The sequence below is a fragment of the Gloeothece verrucosa PCC 7822 genome (genome assembly GCF_000147335.1).
GTDB classification, from domain to species: Bacteria; Cyanobacteriota; Cyanobacteriia; order Cyanobacteriales; family Microcystaceae; genus Gloeothece; species Gloeothece verrucosa.
The window spans coordinates 42604-61165 of the sequence record NC_014533.1; the positions used below are offsets into that span (position 1 = coordinate 42604).

Genomic DNA, 18562 nt, shown 5'->3' on the forward strand with positions numbered 1-18562 from the left:
TTGACAAGCCGCTCTTTTCAATTGGATAATAAATCTTGGGGGATTTGCTCAGGAACAATCCAATAGTAAATTTTACTTCCACCCGTTACTGTAACCACTTGTTCCGGCTTCCACGTTCCCATATTAAACGCATGGGAAACAATGCGAGTGCCGGGTTTAAGTTCTTGCAGTAATTTCGGCCTTAATTTTAAATTTGCATCAGATAGTAAATAAAGCGTAACAACCGTAGCTTCACTGAGATCTGCTTTGAAAAAATCTTGCTCAATAAACTTAACCCGATCACTAACTCCGGCTTCTCTAGCATTGGCTTTCGCTTCCTGTATTAATTTCGGATCAATGTCTATCCCAACTCCTTTGGCTCCATAATTTTTAGCCGCACTAATCACAATTCTTCCATCTCCACTCCCCAAATCATAAACCACATCAGAGGATGTTACCTGAGCAATACGCAACATTTCTTGTACAACAACATTTGACGAAGGAAGATAAGGCGCATCTTTATAGATAACTTGAGCAAGCGAAGGTTCGACAAAAATAGGTGTTAGGGTTTTCAAAACCCATTGTCCTCTGTCAAGAGCCAGTGCCAAACTTATGAAACTAATGCCTGTAATTAAATATAATTTAACGGGTCTGAAAGGCTTCATGCAATTTCTTCACTCACAGATGGTATACTATATTCTTATTAATTTATCAACCTCCTTTATCATTAGTCATAAGCCATTAGAGGGAATTTTTCTCTAATAAATAGTTCTGTCTCCTTATGAGAGTTTTTTAAACCTCAAGGTTTTCCTGGATTCTTTGATCGCTTACTTAATTTCGGTTTTTTTCCTTAAAAATTTAGCTTTATGATAAGTACCTGGACAAAATTAAAGTTAACAGTGAGATTGGGGAAAGGGGAAGAGGGAAAGGGCAATGGGTAAGAGTTAGGAGAGTTTTACATTTCTTAAAATAGTGTGCTTTATTTATGTCCAGGTACTTAGCTTACCGTTGTTATTCTACTACTAATTTAATCATACCAAGATCCAGAGAACTATTAGCCGCTTTTTCTAATTTATTTAAATAAATTTTAGTTATTTTCGGCAAATTTAACATATTTTTAGCAAAATAGGCTATTGCAGTAATCCCATTCTCACTTAATAAATCTTTTATAAATTTTTTGCCCCTTCCCCTTTCCTTGACTGTGAGCGTATGCCTACGGAGTGCGTGGCGGGCGTGACTACCGATAACCTTTGAACTTGCTAGTGGCTTTCTTTGTTAGCTTCAGGCTATACAACATACAAGGAAAAACAATCTGTGCTTTTAACTACTTTTTGATTAATTTTTATGGTATCTTAACTTTAGTCAAGACCAATTTAGATAATTTAAGAAGCCTGATTATCAAGTCACTTGTGTATGATCAACGATAAAAAATTTCAACTGAAATGGAAAAGTTATTGGTTTAAAACTCTTGGGAGGTGGCGCTCGTGTTCATTGACCTGCCCGATAGACAGACCTCCAAATCGGCATATTTTTTGGAGTTGGATCGGCAGTTTTTTGGCTATTACTGCAACCTCCTATCTTGCCGTCAAAACTAATTCTCCTTTACTAATGGCTCCGTTTGGTGCTACAAGCGTTCTGATCTTTGGTGTCCCTCACAGCCCTTTGGCTCAACCCCGAAATGTGATTGGGGGCAATTGTTTAGCTGCTTTGGCCAGTCTGATCATTTTGCATTTTTTCGGTTCTTCTCCTTGGGCGATGGGGATGGCTGTTTCTGCGGCTATCGCCATTATGCAAATTACCGGAACCTTACACCCGCCTTCGGGAGCAGTTGCCCTAGTCGTGATGATGACCAAACCCGACTGGGAATTTTTGCTAACACCGGCTTTTGAGGGATCGATAATTATGGTCTTGTGCGCTGTGATCTTTAATAATTTAGCGGAAGAAAGAACCTATCCCAATCACTGGTTATAGCATTGTCTTTAATAATTTCATTTTAACGGACGCGCGAGTGGTTTTAATATTGCGGCTCTACAAGCTGAAGTCTGCGTTCATTAACCTTCTGAGCTTTGTAAGTAGTCGGACATAAATAAAGATCTCTGTGTAGAGATCTTTATTTATGAATTTTAATAGAAAGTGAATTCTTGTTGTGTTCTGTTGGAGATATTAAAGAAAGTTTCAATCCCGTTTCCAGGATTCATTTAATAGAAAGTAGAAAGGGCTTTGTTAAGGCTTGAAAAAATAGAAAATTTTTGTTTCAATCCCGTTTCCAGGATTCATTTAATAGAAAGAACGGCAAACTTAAAACTGTTGTTGACAACAATGAGTGTTTCAATCCCGTTTCCAGGATTCATTTAATAGAAAGAGTCGATATTGAAACAAATATCAATCGATTAGCGTTGTTTCAATCCCGTTTCCAGGATTCATTTAATAGAAAGCCTAATTATCCTGGCAAAATGGACGGAAGTCTTAGTTTCAATCCCGTTTCCAGGATTCATTTAATAGAAAGTTTCCATTAACCGTCCTCGATGGGAAGAACTTTATGTTTCAATCCCGTTTCCAGGATTCATTTAATAGAAAGGTATCGTCCTTTGTTTTAACATTTAACTTATAGCGTTTCAATCCCGTTTCCAGGATTCATTTAATAGAAAGTGTTGCATCTTATCTGGTTCCGTTGGTTTGTTTTGTGTTTCAATCCCGTTTCCAGGATTCATTTAATAGAAAGACAATAAGAATTCAGATAATTCAGCGAAATATCTATGTTTCAATCCCGTTTCCAGGATTCATTTAATAGAAAGGAAGGATCAATAGGACTACCAACATTAAATTTAGAAGTTTCAATCCCGTTTCCAGGATTCATTTAATAGAAAGCTATAGGAGGATCAGGTGTTAAAACAAAAATTCTCGGGTTTCAATCCCGTTTCCAGGATTCATTTAATAGAAAGTTTGACTCTTCTTCTTTGTCTTGACAAATATATTTGTTTCAATCCCGTTTCCAGGATTCATTTAATAGAAAGCCGGACATTGACTATAAGGTAACACAATTATTATGTTTCAATCCCGTTTCCAGGATTCATTTAATAGAAAGCGCTCATAGCTCAAAATTCGTAAGAACAGTTTCGTTTCAATCCCGTTTCCAGGATTCATTTAATAGAAAGCATCAATTATAAACAAATGATAGACGATTACTTATGTTTCAATCCCGTTTCCAGGATTCATTTAATAGAAAGTACCTATTTCTAGTTTAGATATCAAGTTGTTAACAGTTTCAATCCCGTTTCCAGGATTCATTTAATAGAAAGATAGATGAATTAATACTACGTGACAGTATTCCGTTAAGTTTCAATCCCGTTTCCAGGATTCATTTAATAGAAAGACAAATCCGCAGCATAACTACACCATTTTGTTAGTTTCAATCCCGTTTCCAGGATTCATTTAATAGAAAGCCCCGCGAAATGGGGCTAAAAAAGCCTCTAAAGGGTCGTTTCAATCCCGTTTCCAGGATTCATTTAATAGAAAGTGGCAATCCAAATTCAGGACCATTTGAAGCTGGAGTTTCAATCCCGTTTCCAGGATTCATTTAATAGAAAGTAAACGATTGTGTTCTAGTTTCAACGGATACAATGTTTCAATCCCGTTTCCAGGATTCATTTAATAGAAAGCCTGATCCTCCTATAGAATGGCTAAGATGTAAATTGTTTCAATCCCGTTTCCAGGATTCATTTAATAGAAAGTAACATCTAGTAATAAAAGTGGCGTTAATTTATTAGGTTTCAATCCCGTTTCCAGGATTCATTTAATAGAAAGTTGCAAGTTTGTGTTGTAAACGATTGCACAGTAACATCGTTTCAATCCCGTTTCCAGGATTCATTTAATAGAAAGGCTGCCAGGCAAAAGGTTTATGCTCGAAGGATTTGAGAACGGTTTTTCGCGGGGAACATTTTGGCAAGACTCCAAACGCTATTTTCTCCTCAAAACCGAGCCAATTAAAATCCCTGTACATATTGAATTGTCAAGGTTCTAGAGTTTTTTACCGGGGACTGGGGATTATGCCCCCGCTACCCTCCGGCGAAAAACCATCTAAATTGTATGATAACCGATTCAAAGTCAAGAAGAAACAAATATTACAAAATAATAACCTCTTCTTGTCTTGGTTTTTGCGAACCATAAGTAATTGTTTTCTGTACAGCACCAGCATCTAAAATATAGATTCTCACCGAATCTTCATCGGGCTTAATTAAATCTTCTATCTGGTGTTGCAGCTTAACAAACTGCATTTTCGTCAAAAAACACTCAAAGACGCTATACTGAGTCCATTTGCCAAAACCGCAAAGCAAACTATGTAACCGTTTACGACGTTTATTAGCCGCCTTAGAATCCGCTAAATCGTAAATAATTAAATAAAATAACTGACTCATTTGATGCACAAAGGTTGATAAGGAACTTCTTCTTGAAGATGGCGGCTTAACAGACGTGCTTGTAATTCCACCGCCCGACGATAAGTACATTGATAACCAAAAACAGGGTGTTTAAACTCAGAAGTCATCTTGCGTTCAAACGCCTGTAAAAAAGTTTTACGCCCACTATCAGAAAGATTATAAGCACCTAAACTTTCTTGAAAATCAGCCGGTTTAATTTCCTTATGACTAATAACCGATAAAACCAACCTATCAGCAATTAAAGGGCGAAATTCCTCCATTAAATCTAGAACCATTGCCGGCTGTCCTCTAGTCGTCTCATGAAGATAACCAATATAGGGATCTAAACCCGCCAAATGAACAGCCGCCATCACTTGCACGCGCAATAAACCATAAGCAAAGCTTAACAAAGCATTCACAGGATCTCTAGGAGGGCGGCGATTTCTGCCTGTAAACTGCCATTCTTCATCAAGAATTATTGATAACCCTTGAAAATATTCTCTTGCCGCTATGCCTTCAACCCCTCGAACTTGATCTAAAGTTTCTTGATTTTTAACAGATTGTTTTCGTAATTTAAGCAGGTTTTCTCTCTGTCCATATCGATACAGAATTAAATATTGATTCTGAATTTTACCGCTTACAATTGTTTTAACTAAAGCCAATCTTTTCTCAGGATTATTATGAACAGCATACTGAGCTAATCTTAACTGTCCATTACGAGAATATCCCGGTAAAGCCGAACCTAAATATTTACCAAAAATAGAAAGATAATGAACGGATATACCTAACTCTAGAGCATAGCTTAAAGCCTCTCCCGTAATACTCTGTTGACCCATTAATACAATTTGTTCGACAGTTTGAGCCGCAACAGATTCTTTTTGCCATGAGCCATCCTCTTGCTTAAGAGCCACATTAAAAGCCTCTAGTTTTTTACTTAAAATTCCTTCGGGTTGAGTCAGATATAAAATAGACATATTTTTCTCCTTAATTTGATAATTTTGAAATGAACTAAATTCTTAATCATCTTCAAAAGTATTTACTCTGCTTTCATTAAGCCGCTTAATCTCTTTCTGTAAACAAATCCCTTTAAGACTACAATCTCGACATTTTTGAGAATGAGCAATGGGAAGCGGCATTTTATCATTAACAGCTTGATGAGCTTGATAAATAGCTTCCTCGGTTACTTGCCGTAATTGGTCAGTAAAATTTACTCGTTGACGGCGACGATTTGCATGGTAAAAAATATCGCCATAATTAATAGAAATATTTCTTTGTTCTTCTAAACAAATAGCACCCGCACAAAGTTGAAAATGATCATTTAAATGTCTGGACATTCGACCCTTTTTATATTCAACGGGAATCAACGCTGCTTCGCGTTCTTCAACCAGATCAATAATGCCCTTAATTTGTAAGCGATCACTCCATACCCACTGCTGTCGATGTAATAAAATATCCCCTTCTTTACTGACACCTTCTTGATTAATATTTCGATGGAGATGACGACCAATAATAATATGTTCATTATCAGCCATTTCTCCTAGAACATATTCCCAATAAAAGCGGCGGGGGCAATATTCCCAAGCATTCAAATAAGATAAAGGTAAATAATTGTCATTCATGATCAATTAATGGTTATATCATTGTTAACTGTTAACTGAACTTGTCCCATTCCCATCGTTGTTTTTCTGCCCACACCAGCAAAAAAAGCAAACTGAGATAGAACCGAAGCATATTTAGCTTGCTCTGATGAATTAAACTCATAAGAAATCCAACCTTGTGAGCCAATTTCCGCACCGCTTTCTAACTTTAAGGCATAAGTTTTAAGCTCATAAGCAGTTACTAAAGCATCCCAAGTCAAAGCGGGTATTTGTAAGTTTTCAGGAGCAAACTCATTCCATCGACGCTGCAAACTGCCAAAAACTAAATCCGATAAAGGAAATAATTGAATACTTTTTTGTTGTTTAAAACTGGTGGGAGAAAGGAACTTTAAAGTAATTTTTCTTTGTTCCTGAACTGTTTGCGTTAATACATAATAATTTGTAGCACCAGCTAACCGATGAGTGCCCGGTAAGGTATAATAATTGCGTAACACAAAAGGAAAATTAGCAAAAATTAACGGTTGTGTTCCCCAGATTTCAATCCCTTTAAGTAAAGGTTCTATCAAATTTCCATTTAACAAACCTATACGGAAATAAAAATTATCTCCGGCTTCAGTTCCTTTAGGACGACGATTACCTAATAAGCCGGATAAGCTTAAAGGTGCAATTTGACTTTCATGAACTTGGTTAGCGAGTTCAGAATTACCCAAATTAATCCACTCTAAAACTTGAGCATGAATCGCTCGTCCGAGGGTAGCAGGTGGCTTTCCTTTCGCTGCTGCTCCCAGTTCAATTACCATAGATTGTAAGGTATAAGAATGATTAGACATTTGCCATATATCTTGCACCATAAAATGCTCCTTTAGGTAAATAAATTTGCTCAGGTAAACTCGGAAAATTTTGTTTAAATTCTTTCCAATTATCACCCAATACTGAGTAATAATTACCCTGTAATTGAGCTTGACTGACTAAACTCACTGGCGGCATAACAATGCGATTATACAATTGTAATTGAGTAGTATCGGATAAATCTAATGGATTTAAAGGATGATCACAGAGATATTCTCCTGACTTATTTTGGATTAATGATTCAGGAATAGGAATAATGCTAACTTCGATTTTTGCTGACCATTTTCCCAAGCGAATCCAATGAGGAATTTCTTCTGATATTTCATTTTTAGCCATGATATAAGTTCGATATTGACTGCCAACAGCTAACTCTTTGGCTCGACCATAATTAAAAGGATAATTTTTTACTGCTTCATCCTCTCCAAATTTTTTAAATCGTCCATAATAGGCAGATTGAGCGGCTTTAAAAGTATTCACTTGATAAGACCAATAGAGCGGCTTTGCCGGAAAAACATAAACACCTGCTCGATTTAAATGATTTAGATTTTGCTCGTTATTATCATTTAGGTAATTAGGCTTTTGAGCCGCTTCACCTTGTAAACGATAAGGATGAGGAATATAAGTCACTTTAAAAAAAGCATAGCTTAGTGCCCAATTATGTAAATATTTTTCAGTTTCATAAAGAATCCCCATTTCTCGACTAGCAAAAAAAACATTATCGTGTAGCGTTAAAAGGCAATGGTAAAGCTTCATATTTCCTCCGTTGTATTTGCGATTTTGATCCCCCCTAACCCCCCTTTATAAGGGGGGAATATTAAAATTATTTCTTTTTACTTTTTCCTTTACCGCCCGATAAAGCACCAAAGGTTTGAGAATAGGTTTGGGTTTGTTGATAAAGTGTGGTTAGAGTTGCTTGTAATTGAATTTCATCTTGATAAATAGCAGTAACTTCATTCAGTAGTTCTTCAAGTTGGGTATCAAAAATGACTTGACTTTGACGAACCGGTTCTTTATCTAATAATTGACGTGCCACATTACTCGCCTCAATACAAACATCCGCAATAGGAGTATCTCTCTTTTCTTTTAAAGCATCATAGAGAGCTTGGGTAAAATAAAGATTGCTGAAAATTTCTCCATCACAAAAGATAATTCCCAGCAAATAATTAGACATAGTTCCTGTGCGGGTTTCTTGCGCTCCATAGCGGCGAGTTCGCAATAAATTACCTAAGACATAAATAAAACTTTCATAGGTAGGGTCTCGCAAAGTTTCAACAGTAGGAAATGTAATTTCTGGAAGGATATGATCTTGTTCATTTATAGAACTTCGCATTTGTCCGCCTTCGCTCATGGTTCCCGCTTCAGAGGGAGCATTAAAGGTAAAACTACGATGAGACTGTTCATAAGCACCCAGAGAAAAAGCAGAGTCAGAATATACTTTTGAACGCTCTGAACCACTATCGCCGATGGCGAATCCATAAATAATACAATCAGGGCATTGTTTACAAGATTTTTCGCCGTTATATTGACAATAGTTAGAGTTGTTTTCTTCGGAACTGGTAAAGTTAAAAGACCTTAAAATTTCGCGCCCAATTAAGCGCTCTGGGGTGGTTTGTTTGCGTTTAAATAACACTAAGCGACTTATATTTTCTGGGGTATTTATACCGGCTTGGGTGCGGGCTGTATTGAGAATTCCGTCGGTTTGAAAGATGGGAAAAGATTGACTATGACGGAGTAGGATAAAGTGTACATATTTACCAGAAGCAAGACGAGGGAAGGCGGTTTGAAATTGAGGTTTTAAGGTTTCAAGTTTCATGGTGTTTTCCTTGATAAAGTAATTTTTTTTCGCGCATAGGCGAAACGGCGCAAAGAAGGTTAAGAGTTTGTTTCCTCTTTATGGGTTTTTTCTTGCAGACAGAGGCGACGGTAGGCAAATTCTGCACCGGCTTTGATACGGTTGCGGCTTTCTTGTAAGAGAGCGCGATCGCCTTTACACATTTGACCGAAGAGTTCTTTTACACAGGTAGTCATAAAGGTTTGAATGGCTTCTAATTCTTGGATTTGGCGGGTTGTATAGTCAATGGTTTTGTCTTTAATTAGGGGGCGTTTGTAGACATCTTGGCGTTCTAATGCGGCTTGAATTAAGCCCGATCCTTGATCGATTAATTCTTGATCATCCCAGTTTTCAGGAGTGCTAAGAATTACTTCTAACGCTTTGGTAAGAGGCAGTAAAATGGCATGACTCGAATCATTAACGCCGACTTGATAGAATTGGCGATATTCATTGACTAATTTTTGAGTAACTTTTAATTTATCTTCCATAGTTTTATTTCCTTGGGCTAATAGTTCGGCAAATTGCCAATATTGGTAAACTTCTTCCAATGAGGCATGATCTCGTTTGTCTTTACGTAGTCCTTGATTAGCTAACGCAAATACATTTAAAATATCGGTTATGGTCTGACGAACTGTTTTGATCAAGTCCTGCCAACGAGGATCACCTTTTACTCCACGACTGCTGAGATGTAAACTATAGGTGGTTAATAGTCGTTTTAAAGCAAAAGAAAAGTCTTGAATTCGTAAAGATGAGGGTAAATGAAGAAGATGCCAAAAATTAGCAACCCCATCTAAAAGAACTGATTGTAAGAATTCTTCATCACTGTTGTATAGAGGGATAAAGCTACTTGTCGCTACAACTTTCACACCCAAAAGAAAAGGTAAGGTAACAGCTAAAAAAGCTGGTTCTATCCAAGCTTCTGTTACTGTATTACCTCGCGTTGTTGTGTAAACTGTTGCCATAAAAGGTAAATCTGCACTGTGATATTTTTTATCAGCAAATTGTGCTGCTTCATCTTCTTGTATTTCCAACCAAGGAAAAGAACGTAAACTATTTAAGTCCATTCCTTCTTGTAACCAATGTTGGCAGATTTTCTTTAGATAAACTCCTTTTATCTCGTCGGTAAATGTGCGAATAGCTGCTGCCATTTGTGGGGAATAAATATAAGCGGGAAAAATATAGAGAAAAATCGGGTTTTGTTCTTCTAGTTTACCGGCAACTGCTGACCAGCAAGCCTGACGCAGTAACATTTCTAATGACAAAATTTTAGAAATTCCTCGTTTAATTTTTCTGCCTCCTAAAGGATTTTTATTGCTGTATTGTTGAGGTTTAAATAGCACAACTGAATCCATTTGATCCTCACTAAGATATTCTCCTGAGCGTAAAGAACAAATAGGTTGTTTAGCGGCTTTAGTTTTAGCAAGGGTATAAGCTGTTAATTCATCAGTAAAACTCGGCTGTTGACTGGTTAAACTTTTAATTTCTAAATATTGGCTGAGATAACTATAGAAAACTTCACGGGTAGGACTTTGATGTTGAGGGAAAAGATGATTTTCCTCTGCCCAGGTACTTAAATTTTCTGCTATTTGTATCAGTTTATTATGAATGGAATCAAGAGTAGCATGACTAGCAACATAATAAGCGGCTACCCGATACCAACCATAGTTTACCCCGCCTGACTGTTCTTGAGTTTGTTCAGGGGTTATTTTTGAAGATAGTTCTAAAGCTTCTAACATCCAAGAGATATACTCTGGTACATTATTAAAAAACTCTCTCTGTGCCAAAATAATAAATTCAGCAAGATGATCAGCCCTTAAATCAGAATACTTTTTCAGAAATTTATGTTCATCATCTGTTAAAGGTAATTTTTCTAATCGTTTAGGTGTGGCTGGATTTTTCGCATTGGCAACATTAGCAATGATAACATCTGGTAAATATTTAATTAATTGAGCATAACTAAATAGTTCTAAAGTTTGAGGGGCAACTTTTAACCCTTTACCATCCCGTTTAAATCCTATTCTACCAGTTGACATTTCTCCGCCTAATCGCTCACTAATAAGTTGCCAAATAAATTCTTGTAATTGTGAAATATCTGGGAATTGATAATTAGGAGGAGCCAGATAAACAACACCTTGAGCAAAGAATAAAATAGGTTTCCATTCTAATTCTTGGGTAAACAACATAGTAGCGTTATGAATGACATTTGTAAGAATCCCCAAAGTGTCTCTGAGGCGATGATAAACAAGTTGTTTACGAATATGTAAAGCTCGTAAATGTTCTCGTAGGCGATCGCCTGATGTTTCTGTTTCTATTTGAGCCGGATCTTGTAAATGTACTGCTAAATCTCCAAAAGCTAACAAATGACGCAAAGGCGACTGCAAGCGTCGATGATCAGGAATTTTAAAGGGAGGATAATTAGCAGAAATCATATTTGTTCCTGCCTTAAACTGGGTATTTTGAGCTAGATAAGCAATTTCAGAAAGGTATTTTTTCCAGTCTGGCCAAAAAGATTGAAAATTTAGCTTTTCTCCTAACTCTTGACAGATAATTAAAATAGCTTCTACATCAGAAGCATGGGGTGATTCTTCTCCCCCACCGATACAATATTTGTTATAGTCGTGGAGAGTTAACCCCAAACATAAAAGATATTTTTCCAAATCTGATAACGGTTGATGAAGGTAAGGCAGTAAATTCCAAGCTGTTAGTAAAGCATTCAAAACATGAACCAATAAACTCTGATCCGCTCGATTTGACCAACGTTGAGCCTTTTCTTTAGCATGACGATCTCCCAACTGTGTCAAATTTTTAAAATGGAGATCTTCAGACCCCCCTAAAGCCGAAATCAAAGCAAATTCTTTCTCCATCGCTGGCACAACAATTTCGACATAAGACCGTAAAATTGGCTCAGTATCTTCTGGCAAAGTTTCCAACAACAAATTTTTTAATAAACTAAGCATAAAATAATCCCCATTTATTTCTGTTCATTTGTGGGCAAAAACTTAAAAAATTAACGGTTGAGATTGACTCCTAAAAAAGTTATTTAACCGCCATTTCAGGGCCTCCAAAAGCAAAGCATCCTGATTAAACCCACAAGCATAAGCTTGTCCCGCAGCATCTGTTAAGCGATACAATCCAAAAAAAGGATTTAATTTAAGCTGACGACTCACATCCCAATGACTAGCACGTTGGTTTCGGTTTACCGGAATCAAAAAAGCTAATAACTTTTGACCCTTCAAACAATTAATAATTTCAGACTGTAGATGTTGTCCCTTTAAACTCAACTTACTTAATAAAAAAAGTTCCCCTGTTTTGAGTTGATCACAATTGCGGCTACAATGAAAACTAATTTCTTCACGTTTATCTATCCATTCTCGAACCCGTAAATAAACCTGAATATAACGCTCAGGAAATGCTTCCTCTGTGTATCCTTTATGAGTCGCGGCTTTAAGAAAACTATTCCGCTCTAAAATTTCAACTGTTGTATAAGGTAACAATCTTAGTAAATCATAAGTGTAAAAGCGCTCGTTATCCCAAACCGCAGCTTGTAACGATGTACCGCCTCTAAACCGCAATAATTCTTTTTGTATCGCTTTGCCTACAGGGTCATGATTCAGAGCATACCACCTTCTTTGCGCTGACTCCAGTTTATCCCCATATACCCTCCGTAAATCCTCACTCATCCGTTGACGAACAGGCTGCATTACTTTAGAATTCTCTAAACTCATACAGGCAAACATTCCTTGTGCTTGCAGTGCCCCCCAACGGTTCCGATATTCTTGGAACTCTTTAGGTGGGTTAAAAGCGTTGGTAATAACCTCTATTAACTGTTCTCGTTCCATAGGTTCAATAGAAGCATCAGGCGGCAATTTTTCTTCAATTCTAGACATTATCCAAGGTGTCTGACCTGAAACTAAAATAAAAGCTTTATAGGATAAAAACCCTGGATGTCTTCCCAATCGTCCTAAGCGTTGAATAACAGTTGCTGAGTCACTACTTTCACAAATTAATAAATGAATTTTGAAATCTACTCCAACATCTACTGCTGAAGTTGCTACAATTAAGACAGGTTTATCAGAATTTTGTAGATTGTTTTGAATTTCTGAGCGTGTTTTTCGGTCAATTCGTCCGCTAATCTCTTTCACTAAAACATTGGGCAATAGTTTCTCAAGTTCACGAGTAATCTTGACAGCTAAAGCAATGGAATTGACGATGATTAATCCTCTTCCTTTAGATTCAGCTTTGAGAATATTATTAATTTTATTGGCTTTTTCTTTCAACCATTCCAGAGTCTTAGTCTCTTTTAAATCAATAAATTCTAATTCCACTGCTTGAAGAATTTGCCGATAACCTGGAGTTTCTTGATTAGCATAAACTCCTTTTACGAGTTCGACTTTAAAATTAGCTTGGTCTAACTGTTTAATAAAATCCGTTTTTGGAGTGGCAGAGGTAAATAAAAACCGTCTTGGATGTTGTTGAGTTTGACGAATGAGGGTCAAGCTATTTAACATAGCGGCTTCTTGATGAGGGCCAAAAATATGAAATTCATCAATTACCCATAAATCGGGAAACCCTGCTAAACTCATGGGAAGTAATTCATTGCCATAAGCAGGATTGCGATATTGAAAATGAGTAATTAGATGAAAAATATCAGGGTTAGTTAATATGATTGGCTGAGATTCAATAGGATATAATAATTCCAGAAATCGATTACTATTTAAGTCTTGAACTCGACGGCTTAATTCTTCTCCAAATAAATAGTCTATTCGATTAGAGGCATCTAACCCAAATAACTTATGATAATGACGTTGTTGTCGGATTTGATCTTCTACTAATTCAATGGTGGGATATAATCCCATCAATCGAAAGTTAGGATCGAGTAAGCTAGGTAAAGAAGCGGCTAATGATTTTCCGTCTCCTGTGGCGGCAAGATTAAATATAATATCTGCATCACCTGCCCTAGCGTGAGCATAAGTTTCTGCTTGATGAGACGATAAAGGACAAGTGTAACCAGTTGGAGGTTTAAGTTCAAGTGCATTAGGTGCGGCTTGATGAACTTTACAGACTCCCTCACATTTTAGTGGACAATTCCCCACCCCCCCGTTAAGCTTGGAGTAAAGGGGTTTTAATTGAATTTTCATTGGTGTTTCTTGATTTAAGTTGATATTTCCAGGCTATTACACTTATTCGGAAAGTTGTAGTCAAAAAATGATAATAACTAAAAAATTTTGACTGACACCCGCATATGGTGCAGCTATACGGGCAAAGCCTGCCTACGCAGGCTAATGGGTTTGATTAACTCGTTTATCGTAGGGACATTGTATGCAACGTCTCTACAGGAATTGGATAATGATCCCAAATCCGGCTTAGATTTAGCCCGCGCCCCGATTGCTCTGTTCGTACAGCCAGCCCCTTCAGGGTGAGGACATTTTTCAGGTAACTATCTGGTAGACTTTCCAGAGATCGCGGCCAGAATGCACAAACAAAATCTCCTCATCATTCCAAGGTATAGTTTGAAAAGAGAGACTTAGATTGTTATACTTATAAGCCCAATGAATACCGGTAACGGGATTGAAACCTGATATATTTTTATGGCCAAACTGAGTCTCTCCTTTAAAATAGCTCCCCTCTACTCGTAGGAGAGGGGTTGGGGGAGAGGTCAAAAACTACTCTTAAAATCCCCATCTTGCATGACTTACAATCAAATCGCCTTCGCCTTAGAAATACTGAAACTTATAGCCGCAAAACCCCGAAAACGAGAAGAACTATCCGAATTACTGGCAGAATTTTTAGATAAAAACGATAAAAACGCCGATGACATCCCCCAGAAACTAACCCGCACCATCCGCAAACTCAGAGACTGTGGGTTTAATATCAAAAGCGCTCCCCATCATCCCTATGAACTGCTAGAATCAAACTTCCCGGTTATCCTCTCGCCGCAACAACGCCAAGCATTATATATGGCGGCTCATTTTCTTGCAAATATGGGGTTTTCAGCACCAGCAAGTCAAATTATTCGCATTGGAAAACTATCCGAAGCGGATCAACCCCCTAATTTTAAAGTTGATTTTAGCCCACCCATTGATTATAGTGAAAATCAAATTACTACAATTGTTCAAAAACTACAAGAACAATTTGAAAGAAAATGCCGCTATTCTATCTATTATGAAAATAGTAATGGAGAAGCCAAGTTTTGGGACTTAGATTTATCTGGACTTCGCTTACACAATGGCGTATTATATCTTTTTGCTTTCGTGCCAGATGCTGATTCTCGAAATATTCAAAAAAGACCAAATGTAGAACAAAACTTTATTTTTAGAGTCGATAGAATTAAAACTTTTGGAGGAACGACCAATATTCCTTGGTTTTGGCAAGAGTTCCCCACTTTAACGATACGTTACTGCATGACAGGCCCTTTAAAAACCTATCAACCCCGTCGGCAAAATGAGCGTGTTATTGAGCGCAATATCGAGAAAGAATATGTAGTAATAGAAACAACAGAAGAGTTTATCTTTTGGTTTAGTCAAAGAATTCTACAATATGGCTCAAATGTTCAAATATTAGAACCAGAATGGTTAGTTCAAGAAATCAAACAAGAACTCATAAAAGCTTATCAAAATTATGAAAATAATTCTTAATACCAATCCTCTATAACGCTGCATTTAATCGATCCACCCAACCCCCTGTGAACTCGGGGGCTTTAAAGAAAAATAAATTGTATTATTAAGGAGAATTGGTATAATTAGCTCAAATCATTTAAATCTCCATTTTCTAGTAGCTAGATTTGACTTAAAAACTCTTTACTTGCAAAGGCAGTAGCTTATTACTATGGCTCTCCCGTACTTGCGGTGATAAGAAAAGGTTATCAATTGTAGGGTGGGTTAGACGCGGCGATGATTTTGATAAGAAAGTGATAACTTTTGATCCGTGCCGTAACCCACCATAGACTATTTTGTATTTATCTGAACATTTTTCCCCACGATGCCGAAAGAGCCATTTTTAACGGGTTAAAGGCACTGGCCGTAATCTTCCTGCTACTTCAACGTTAGGAAAATTGGAATCAAAAGTTAAATTTTCTAATTCTCCGTTCTCCAAAACAATAAAAGTATCTTCTATTTTTGCTCCTGCTAAACTCGGATTCCAAGCTATGGCCATATTTTCGCTTAAAATATCGTCAGTTGTGGGATTTGCCACAATTTCCCTGGCTAGATATCCGGTTGTTCCTCCCTGATGATGTTCGCGGATAGCATTGGAAAAGCCATATTGTTCGTAAGCTTGAGCAAGTTTTTGATAAATAGCGTTGAGTGAGATTCCAGGTTGGCAGGAATTTAAAGCTTGTGCTTCAATTTCTTGGACATAGTGATGTAATTTAGCTTTTTCATCACTTAGCCTCCCAAATGTGATAAAACGAGTCAAATTGGCATATAGACCCGCTCCTCTAGCACAAAATACGAGCATTGCTTCTCGCCCAATCTTTTCACCTGTTGGGGTAGGATGGCGATAAAGAGGTAAGCGCCGCTCTCCGGCTGCCAAAGTTAAAGCCGGATGAAGTCCTCTATTCCACAAAGCTTTTGCTCCCGCCCCTGCTAATTGGTATTCTGTCCAAGTCGGTTGGGCGGCATTTAAAACTTCTGTCATTGCTTCGCTGGCTAAGCGTCCGATCTGACGGTATCGTTCTAATTCACTTGACAAAATTTTTCTTTTATGTATCAAAAAAGATGAAGATAAAGGCTTTTCTAAAGATGAGTTAGGGCGATCACTCTCTAATAATCCTCCTTCAGTCTGCTCAAGCACAAATGTTTCCCGTTTTGGCATATCTGCCCAAGGATTTATCCATAACTTAAAATTACTTGGCAATTCTTCATCTATTAAACGTTGTGCTTCAATCTCATCGGTTAATACCCAAGCATCTTGAGCGGTAATTAGCACTTCGGCAACTCCGGTTTCTGCTGTGAGTAATACGGTATTAGATGCGCCCCCCGTTACCCAAGCAAACCAATCACTACCGCGTAGTCTCACCCCTCGCGCTTCAGTTTTTGCTAGGGTTTGGCGGATTAATTCAAGTTTGGCAGAAACCTCTTCGTGGTACTGATTCATATAAAAAAATAGGTAATAAAAACGGCTCTTGTAGCCGCGCTCATCTGTTGTTTAAACTACTGTTTTAGAAAAAATTTGTTGTTGAATTCAGTCTAACGTCAGAGTTCTTTGCTCCACCTCTTTCTAAAGTAGCATTAGCAATAGCTTAGGAGTTACGCACTCTCGATTAAAAATAAGGATTTTATGTCATCCGCCGTCAGCCCTGAGCCTTTAGCCTTATTCTCAAAAATCAATGACAAAAATTTGCTTGTTTTTTCAGCCAAAAATTTTCTCTAATTTGACCGCCAATTATCCCGCAAATGACGCTCAAGACTATAGAACCTACTTGACCAAATATTAGACTACCTAATATTAATCCGACCATAGCACCTAAAGTTTCTGCTATTAATTCCATACCCGAATGTTCTAAAAAAATTTGTATGCTTAAAGCAGGATGAAGTTTATTTTCTGAAATAGGAGTTATTTCTCCTAACCAGTAACGAATGGTATTTTCTCCTATTTGGCTCCCCATTAATCGTCCAATAACACTAGCCAAAGCGCTACCAAAATGTCCCACTGTAATAAATCCTAAATGACTCAAAAGCAGACTCCCAATAGTAGCACCTATCATCTTACCTCCAAATTCTTGTATTTTGATGGTCAAAATATTTGTTTTCTGAGAGCTAACATCTAATTCATCTAGTTTTTTTTCGGGTAAAGTTACCATTTTATCAAATCCAGAACAAGGTTTATATTCTAGTTCATATATTTGTAAGATATCATCGGTTAAATATTTTAAATTTTCGTTGTTTTGATATTTATTTAAGTTAATTTTTGAATTAAGAATTTCAAGGGTTTTCAAAATTTCATTTTTTATTTGTGTTTCTGAATTTTGGCTGACTTCATAATATATAGTTGCAGAATTGTTAATGTGGCTTAAATAGACTTTTTTGACAGATCCTAAGCTAATAATCAGTTTTTTAAAAGCTTCTCCTAAATAAGGAGACTGTTTTAACCAAGGAACATAAATTCTCATTCTCCCTGGAATTGAATGAATTATTTTCCATTGACCTAAAATATTTTTATCAAAAGACTCTGCATTTAGATAATTGTTTATTTCTTCAGCTATATACATTATTTATGATTTATTTTAGATTTTAAAAACATTTTAAATGTTATTTTAATAGCATAATTTTTTTAGGTTATCTACTTTAGGTATTATTTTTTCTTTTTTTATACAGAAAATGTTTATAAGTTAGATTAATAAAAATAATTATTTGTCGAACTAACAAAAGCACTCAATAATTAAATCTATCTTTTGAAATAAAAATTAACCTAATTTTAGAAAATAAATAAAATATTTTTATATTAATTAAAAGTTTAAGTTAAGAGTTACGCACCATAAGCGAATTATAAGGGTTTGAAATGGTTCGTGATCCTTCGCAAGGCTCGCTTGGGGCATAAAATCGTTGTTTTTAATCAGGAGTGCCTAAACCCTAAAATTAACATTTTTTTAGGTGCGGATATCCGTATCTACATTGGGTAGCGGTTTTTAGATTTTCAACGCCACAATAAGTATATATGAACTCAACTCACCAATAAGGACTAAGCTCATGTTTCCTTTTTGCGGTAATTCCTATCAGTATCAAGATACAACCTCATTAAAGACATCGAGAGAACGTAAACTTCAATTTCTTAAATGGATGCGCGATTCACTTGAAGCTCGATTAGCCGGCTTAAATGCCATGATTGAAACAATAGAAAGGCAGCTTAATACATCTGAAGAGCGGGTTTAGTAAGCTAATTTAATTTCTCCT

General features: G+C 36.7%; 14 protein-coding genes and 1 CRISPR repeat array. Of the genes, 3 read left to right on the forward strand and 11 right to left on the reverse strand.

The genetic code is table 11. The annotated features are described in order from the left end of the window. Positions 1-17 precede the first annotated feature (17 nt). Positions 18-644, reverse strand: a complete 627-nt coding sequence (locus CYAN7822_RS27485; RefSeq protein ID WP_013334241.1) for an SAM-dependent methyltransferase — start codon at positions 642-644, stop codon at positions 18-20. A gap of 748 nt (positions 645-1392) precedes the next feature. Here CYAN7822_RS27485 and CYAN7822_RS27490 point away from each other — a divergent pair. Continuing rightward, positions 1393-1950, forward strand: a complete 558-nt coding sequence (locus tag CYAN7822_RS27490) for an HPP family protein (protein WP_013334242.1) — start codon at positions 1393-1395, stop codon at positions 1948-1950. A 201-nt stretch (positions 1951-2151) separates the two neighbouring features. After that, a CRISPR array of direct repeats spans positions 2152-3858; the repeat unit is 37 nt; unit sequence GTTTCAATCCCGTTTCCAGGATTCATTTAATAGAAAG. Positions 3859-4100: 242 nt separating this feature from the next. Here CYAN7822_RS27490 and cas2 read toward each other — a convergent pair. The 8 genes from cas2 to cas3 all read right to left on the reverse strand — a co-directional run bounded on the left by cas2 (position 4101) and on the right by cas3 (position 13810). Next, positions 4101-4394 carry a CRISPR-associated endonuclease Cas2 gene (gene cas2 / locus CYAN7822_RS27495; RefSeq protein ID WP_013334243.1) on the reverse strand — a complete coding sequence of 98 codons (294 nt, stop codon included), beginning with the start codon at positions 4392-4394 and terminating at the stop codon, positions 4101-4103. Continuing rightward, positions 4391-5368, reverse strand: coding sequence for a type I-D CRISPR-associated endonuclease Cas1d (cas1d, locus tag CYAN7822_RS27500; RefSeq protein WP_013334244.1), 978 nt, complete (start codon positions 5366-5368; stop codon positions 4391-4393). Before cas1d ends, cas2 begins: the two co-directional genes overlap by 4 nt. 42 nt (positions 5369-5410) lie before the next feature. Then, positions 5411-6013 carry a CRISPR-associated protein Cas4 gene (cas4, locus tag CYAN7822_RS27505; protein WP_013334245.1) on the reverse strand — a complete coding sequence of 201 codons (603 nt, stop codon included), beginning with the start codon at positions 6011-6013 and terminating at the stop codon, positions 5411-5413. A gap of 2 nt (positions 6014-6015) precedes the next feature. Next, positions 6016-6843: a CRISPR system precrRNA processing endoribonuclease RAMP protein Cas6 gene (gene cas6, locus CYAN7822_RS27510; RefSeq protein WP_013334246.1), complete on the reverse strand. Its 828-nt coding sequence runs from the start codon at positions 6841-6843 to the stop codon at positions 6016-6018. Next, a complete protein-coding gene (gene cas5d, locus CYAN7822_RS27515) occupies positions 6815-7594 on the reverse strand; it encodes a type I-D CRISPR-associated protein Cas5/Csc1 (RefSeq protein ID WP_013334247.1) in 780 nt (259 codons plus the stop codon). Before cas5d ends, cas6 begins: the two co-directional genes overlap by 29 nt. Before the next feature lie 67 nt (positions 7595-7661). Next, the gene (gene cas7d, locus CYAN7822_RS27520) at positions 7662-8654 is read right to left on the reverse strand and encodes a type I-D CRISPR-associated protein Cas7/Csc2 (protein ID WP_013334248.1); all 993 of its coding nucleotides are present in this window, start codon (positions 8652-8654) and stop codon (positions 7662-7664) included. 59 nt (positions 8655-8713) lie between these two features. Continuing rightward, on the reverse strand, positions 8714-11629 hold the full coding sequence (gene cas10d / locus CYAN7822_RS27525) for a type I-D CRISPR-associated protein Cas10d/Csc3 (RefSeq protein WP_013334249.1): 2916 nt from the start codon (positions 11627-11629) through the stop codon (positions 8714-8716). Positions 11630-11671: 42 nt separating this feature from the next. Further along, complete coding sequence (gene cas3, locus CYAN7822_RS27530) at positions 11672-13810, reverse strand: type I-D CRISPR-associated helicase Cas3' (RefSeq protein ID WP_013334250.1); 2139 nt, start codon at positions 13808-13810, stop codon at positions 11672-11674. 549 nt (positions 13811-14359) lie between these two features. Here cas3 and CYAN7822_RS27540 point away from each other — a divergent pair. After that, positions 14360-15307: a helix-turn-helix transcriptional regulator gene (locus CYAN7822_RS27540; RefSeq protein WP_013334251.1), complete on the forward strand. Its 948-nt coding sequence runs from the start codon at positions 14360-14362 to the stop codon at positions 15305-15307. Between the two features lie 361 nt (positions 15308-15668). On the opposite strand, the gene CYAN7822_RS27545 is transcribed toward CYAN7822_RS27540, so the two are convergent. Further along, positions 15669-16766, reverse strand: coding sequence for a M24 family metallopeptidase (locus CYAN7822_RS27545; RefSeq protein ID WP_013334252.1), 1098 nt, complete (start codon positions 16764-16766; stop codon positions 15669-15671). 229 nt (positions 16767-16995) lie between these two features. After that, positions 16996-17880: an HMA2 domain-containing protein gene (locus CYAN7822_RS27550; RefSeq protein ID WP_013334253.1), complete on the reverse strand. Its 885-nt coding sequence runs from the start codon at positions 17878-17880 to the stop codon at positions 16996-16998. 478 nt (positions 17881-18358) lie between these two features. Between CYAN7822_RS27550 and CYAN7822_RS27555 the strand changes: the two genes are divergently transcribed. Continuing rightward, on the forward strand, positions 18359-18541 hold the full coding sequence (locus CYAN7822_RS27555) for a DUF4349 domain-containing protein (RefSeq protein WP_013334254.1): 183 nt from the start codon (positions 18359-18361) through the stop codon (positions 18539-18541). Positions 18542-18562: the final 21 nt, after the last annotated feature.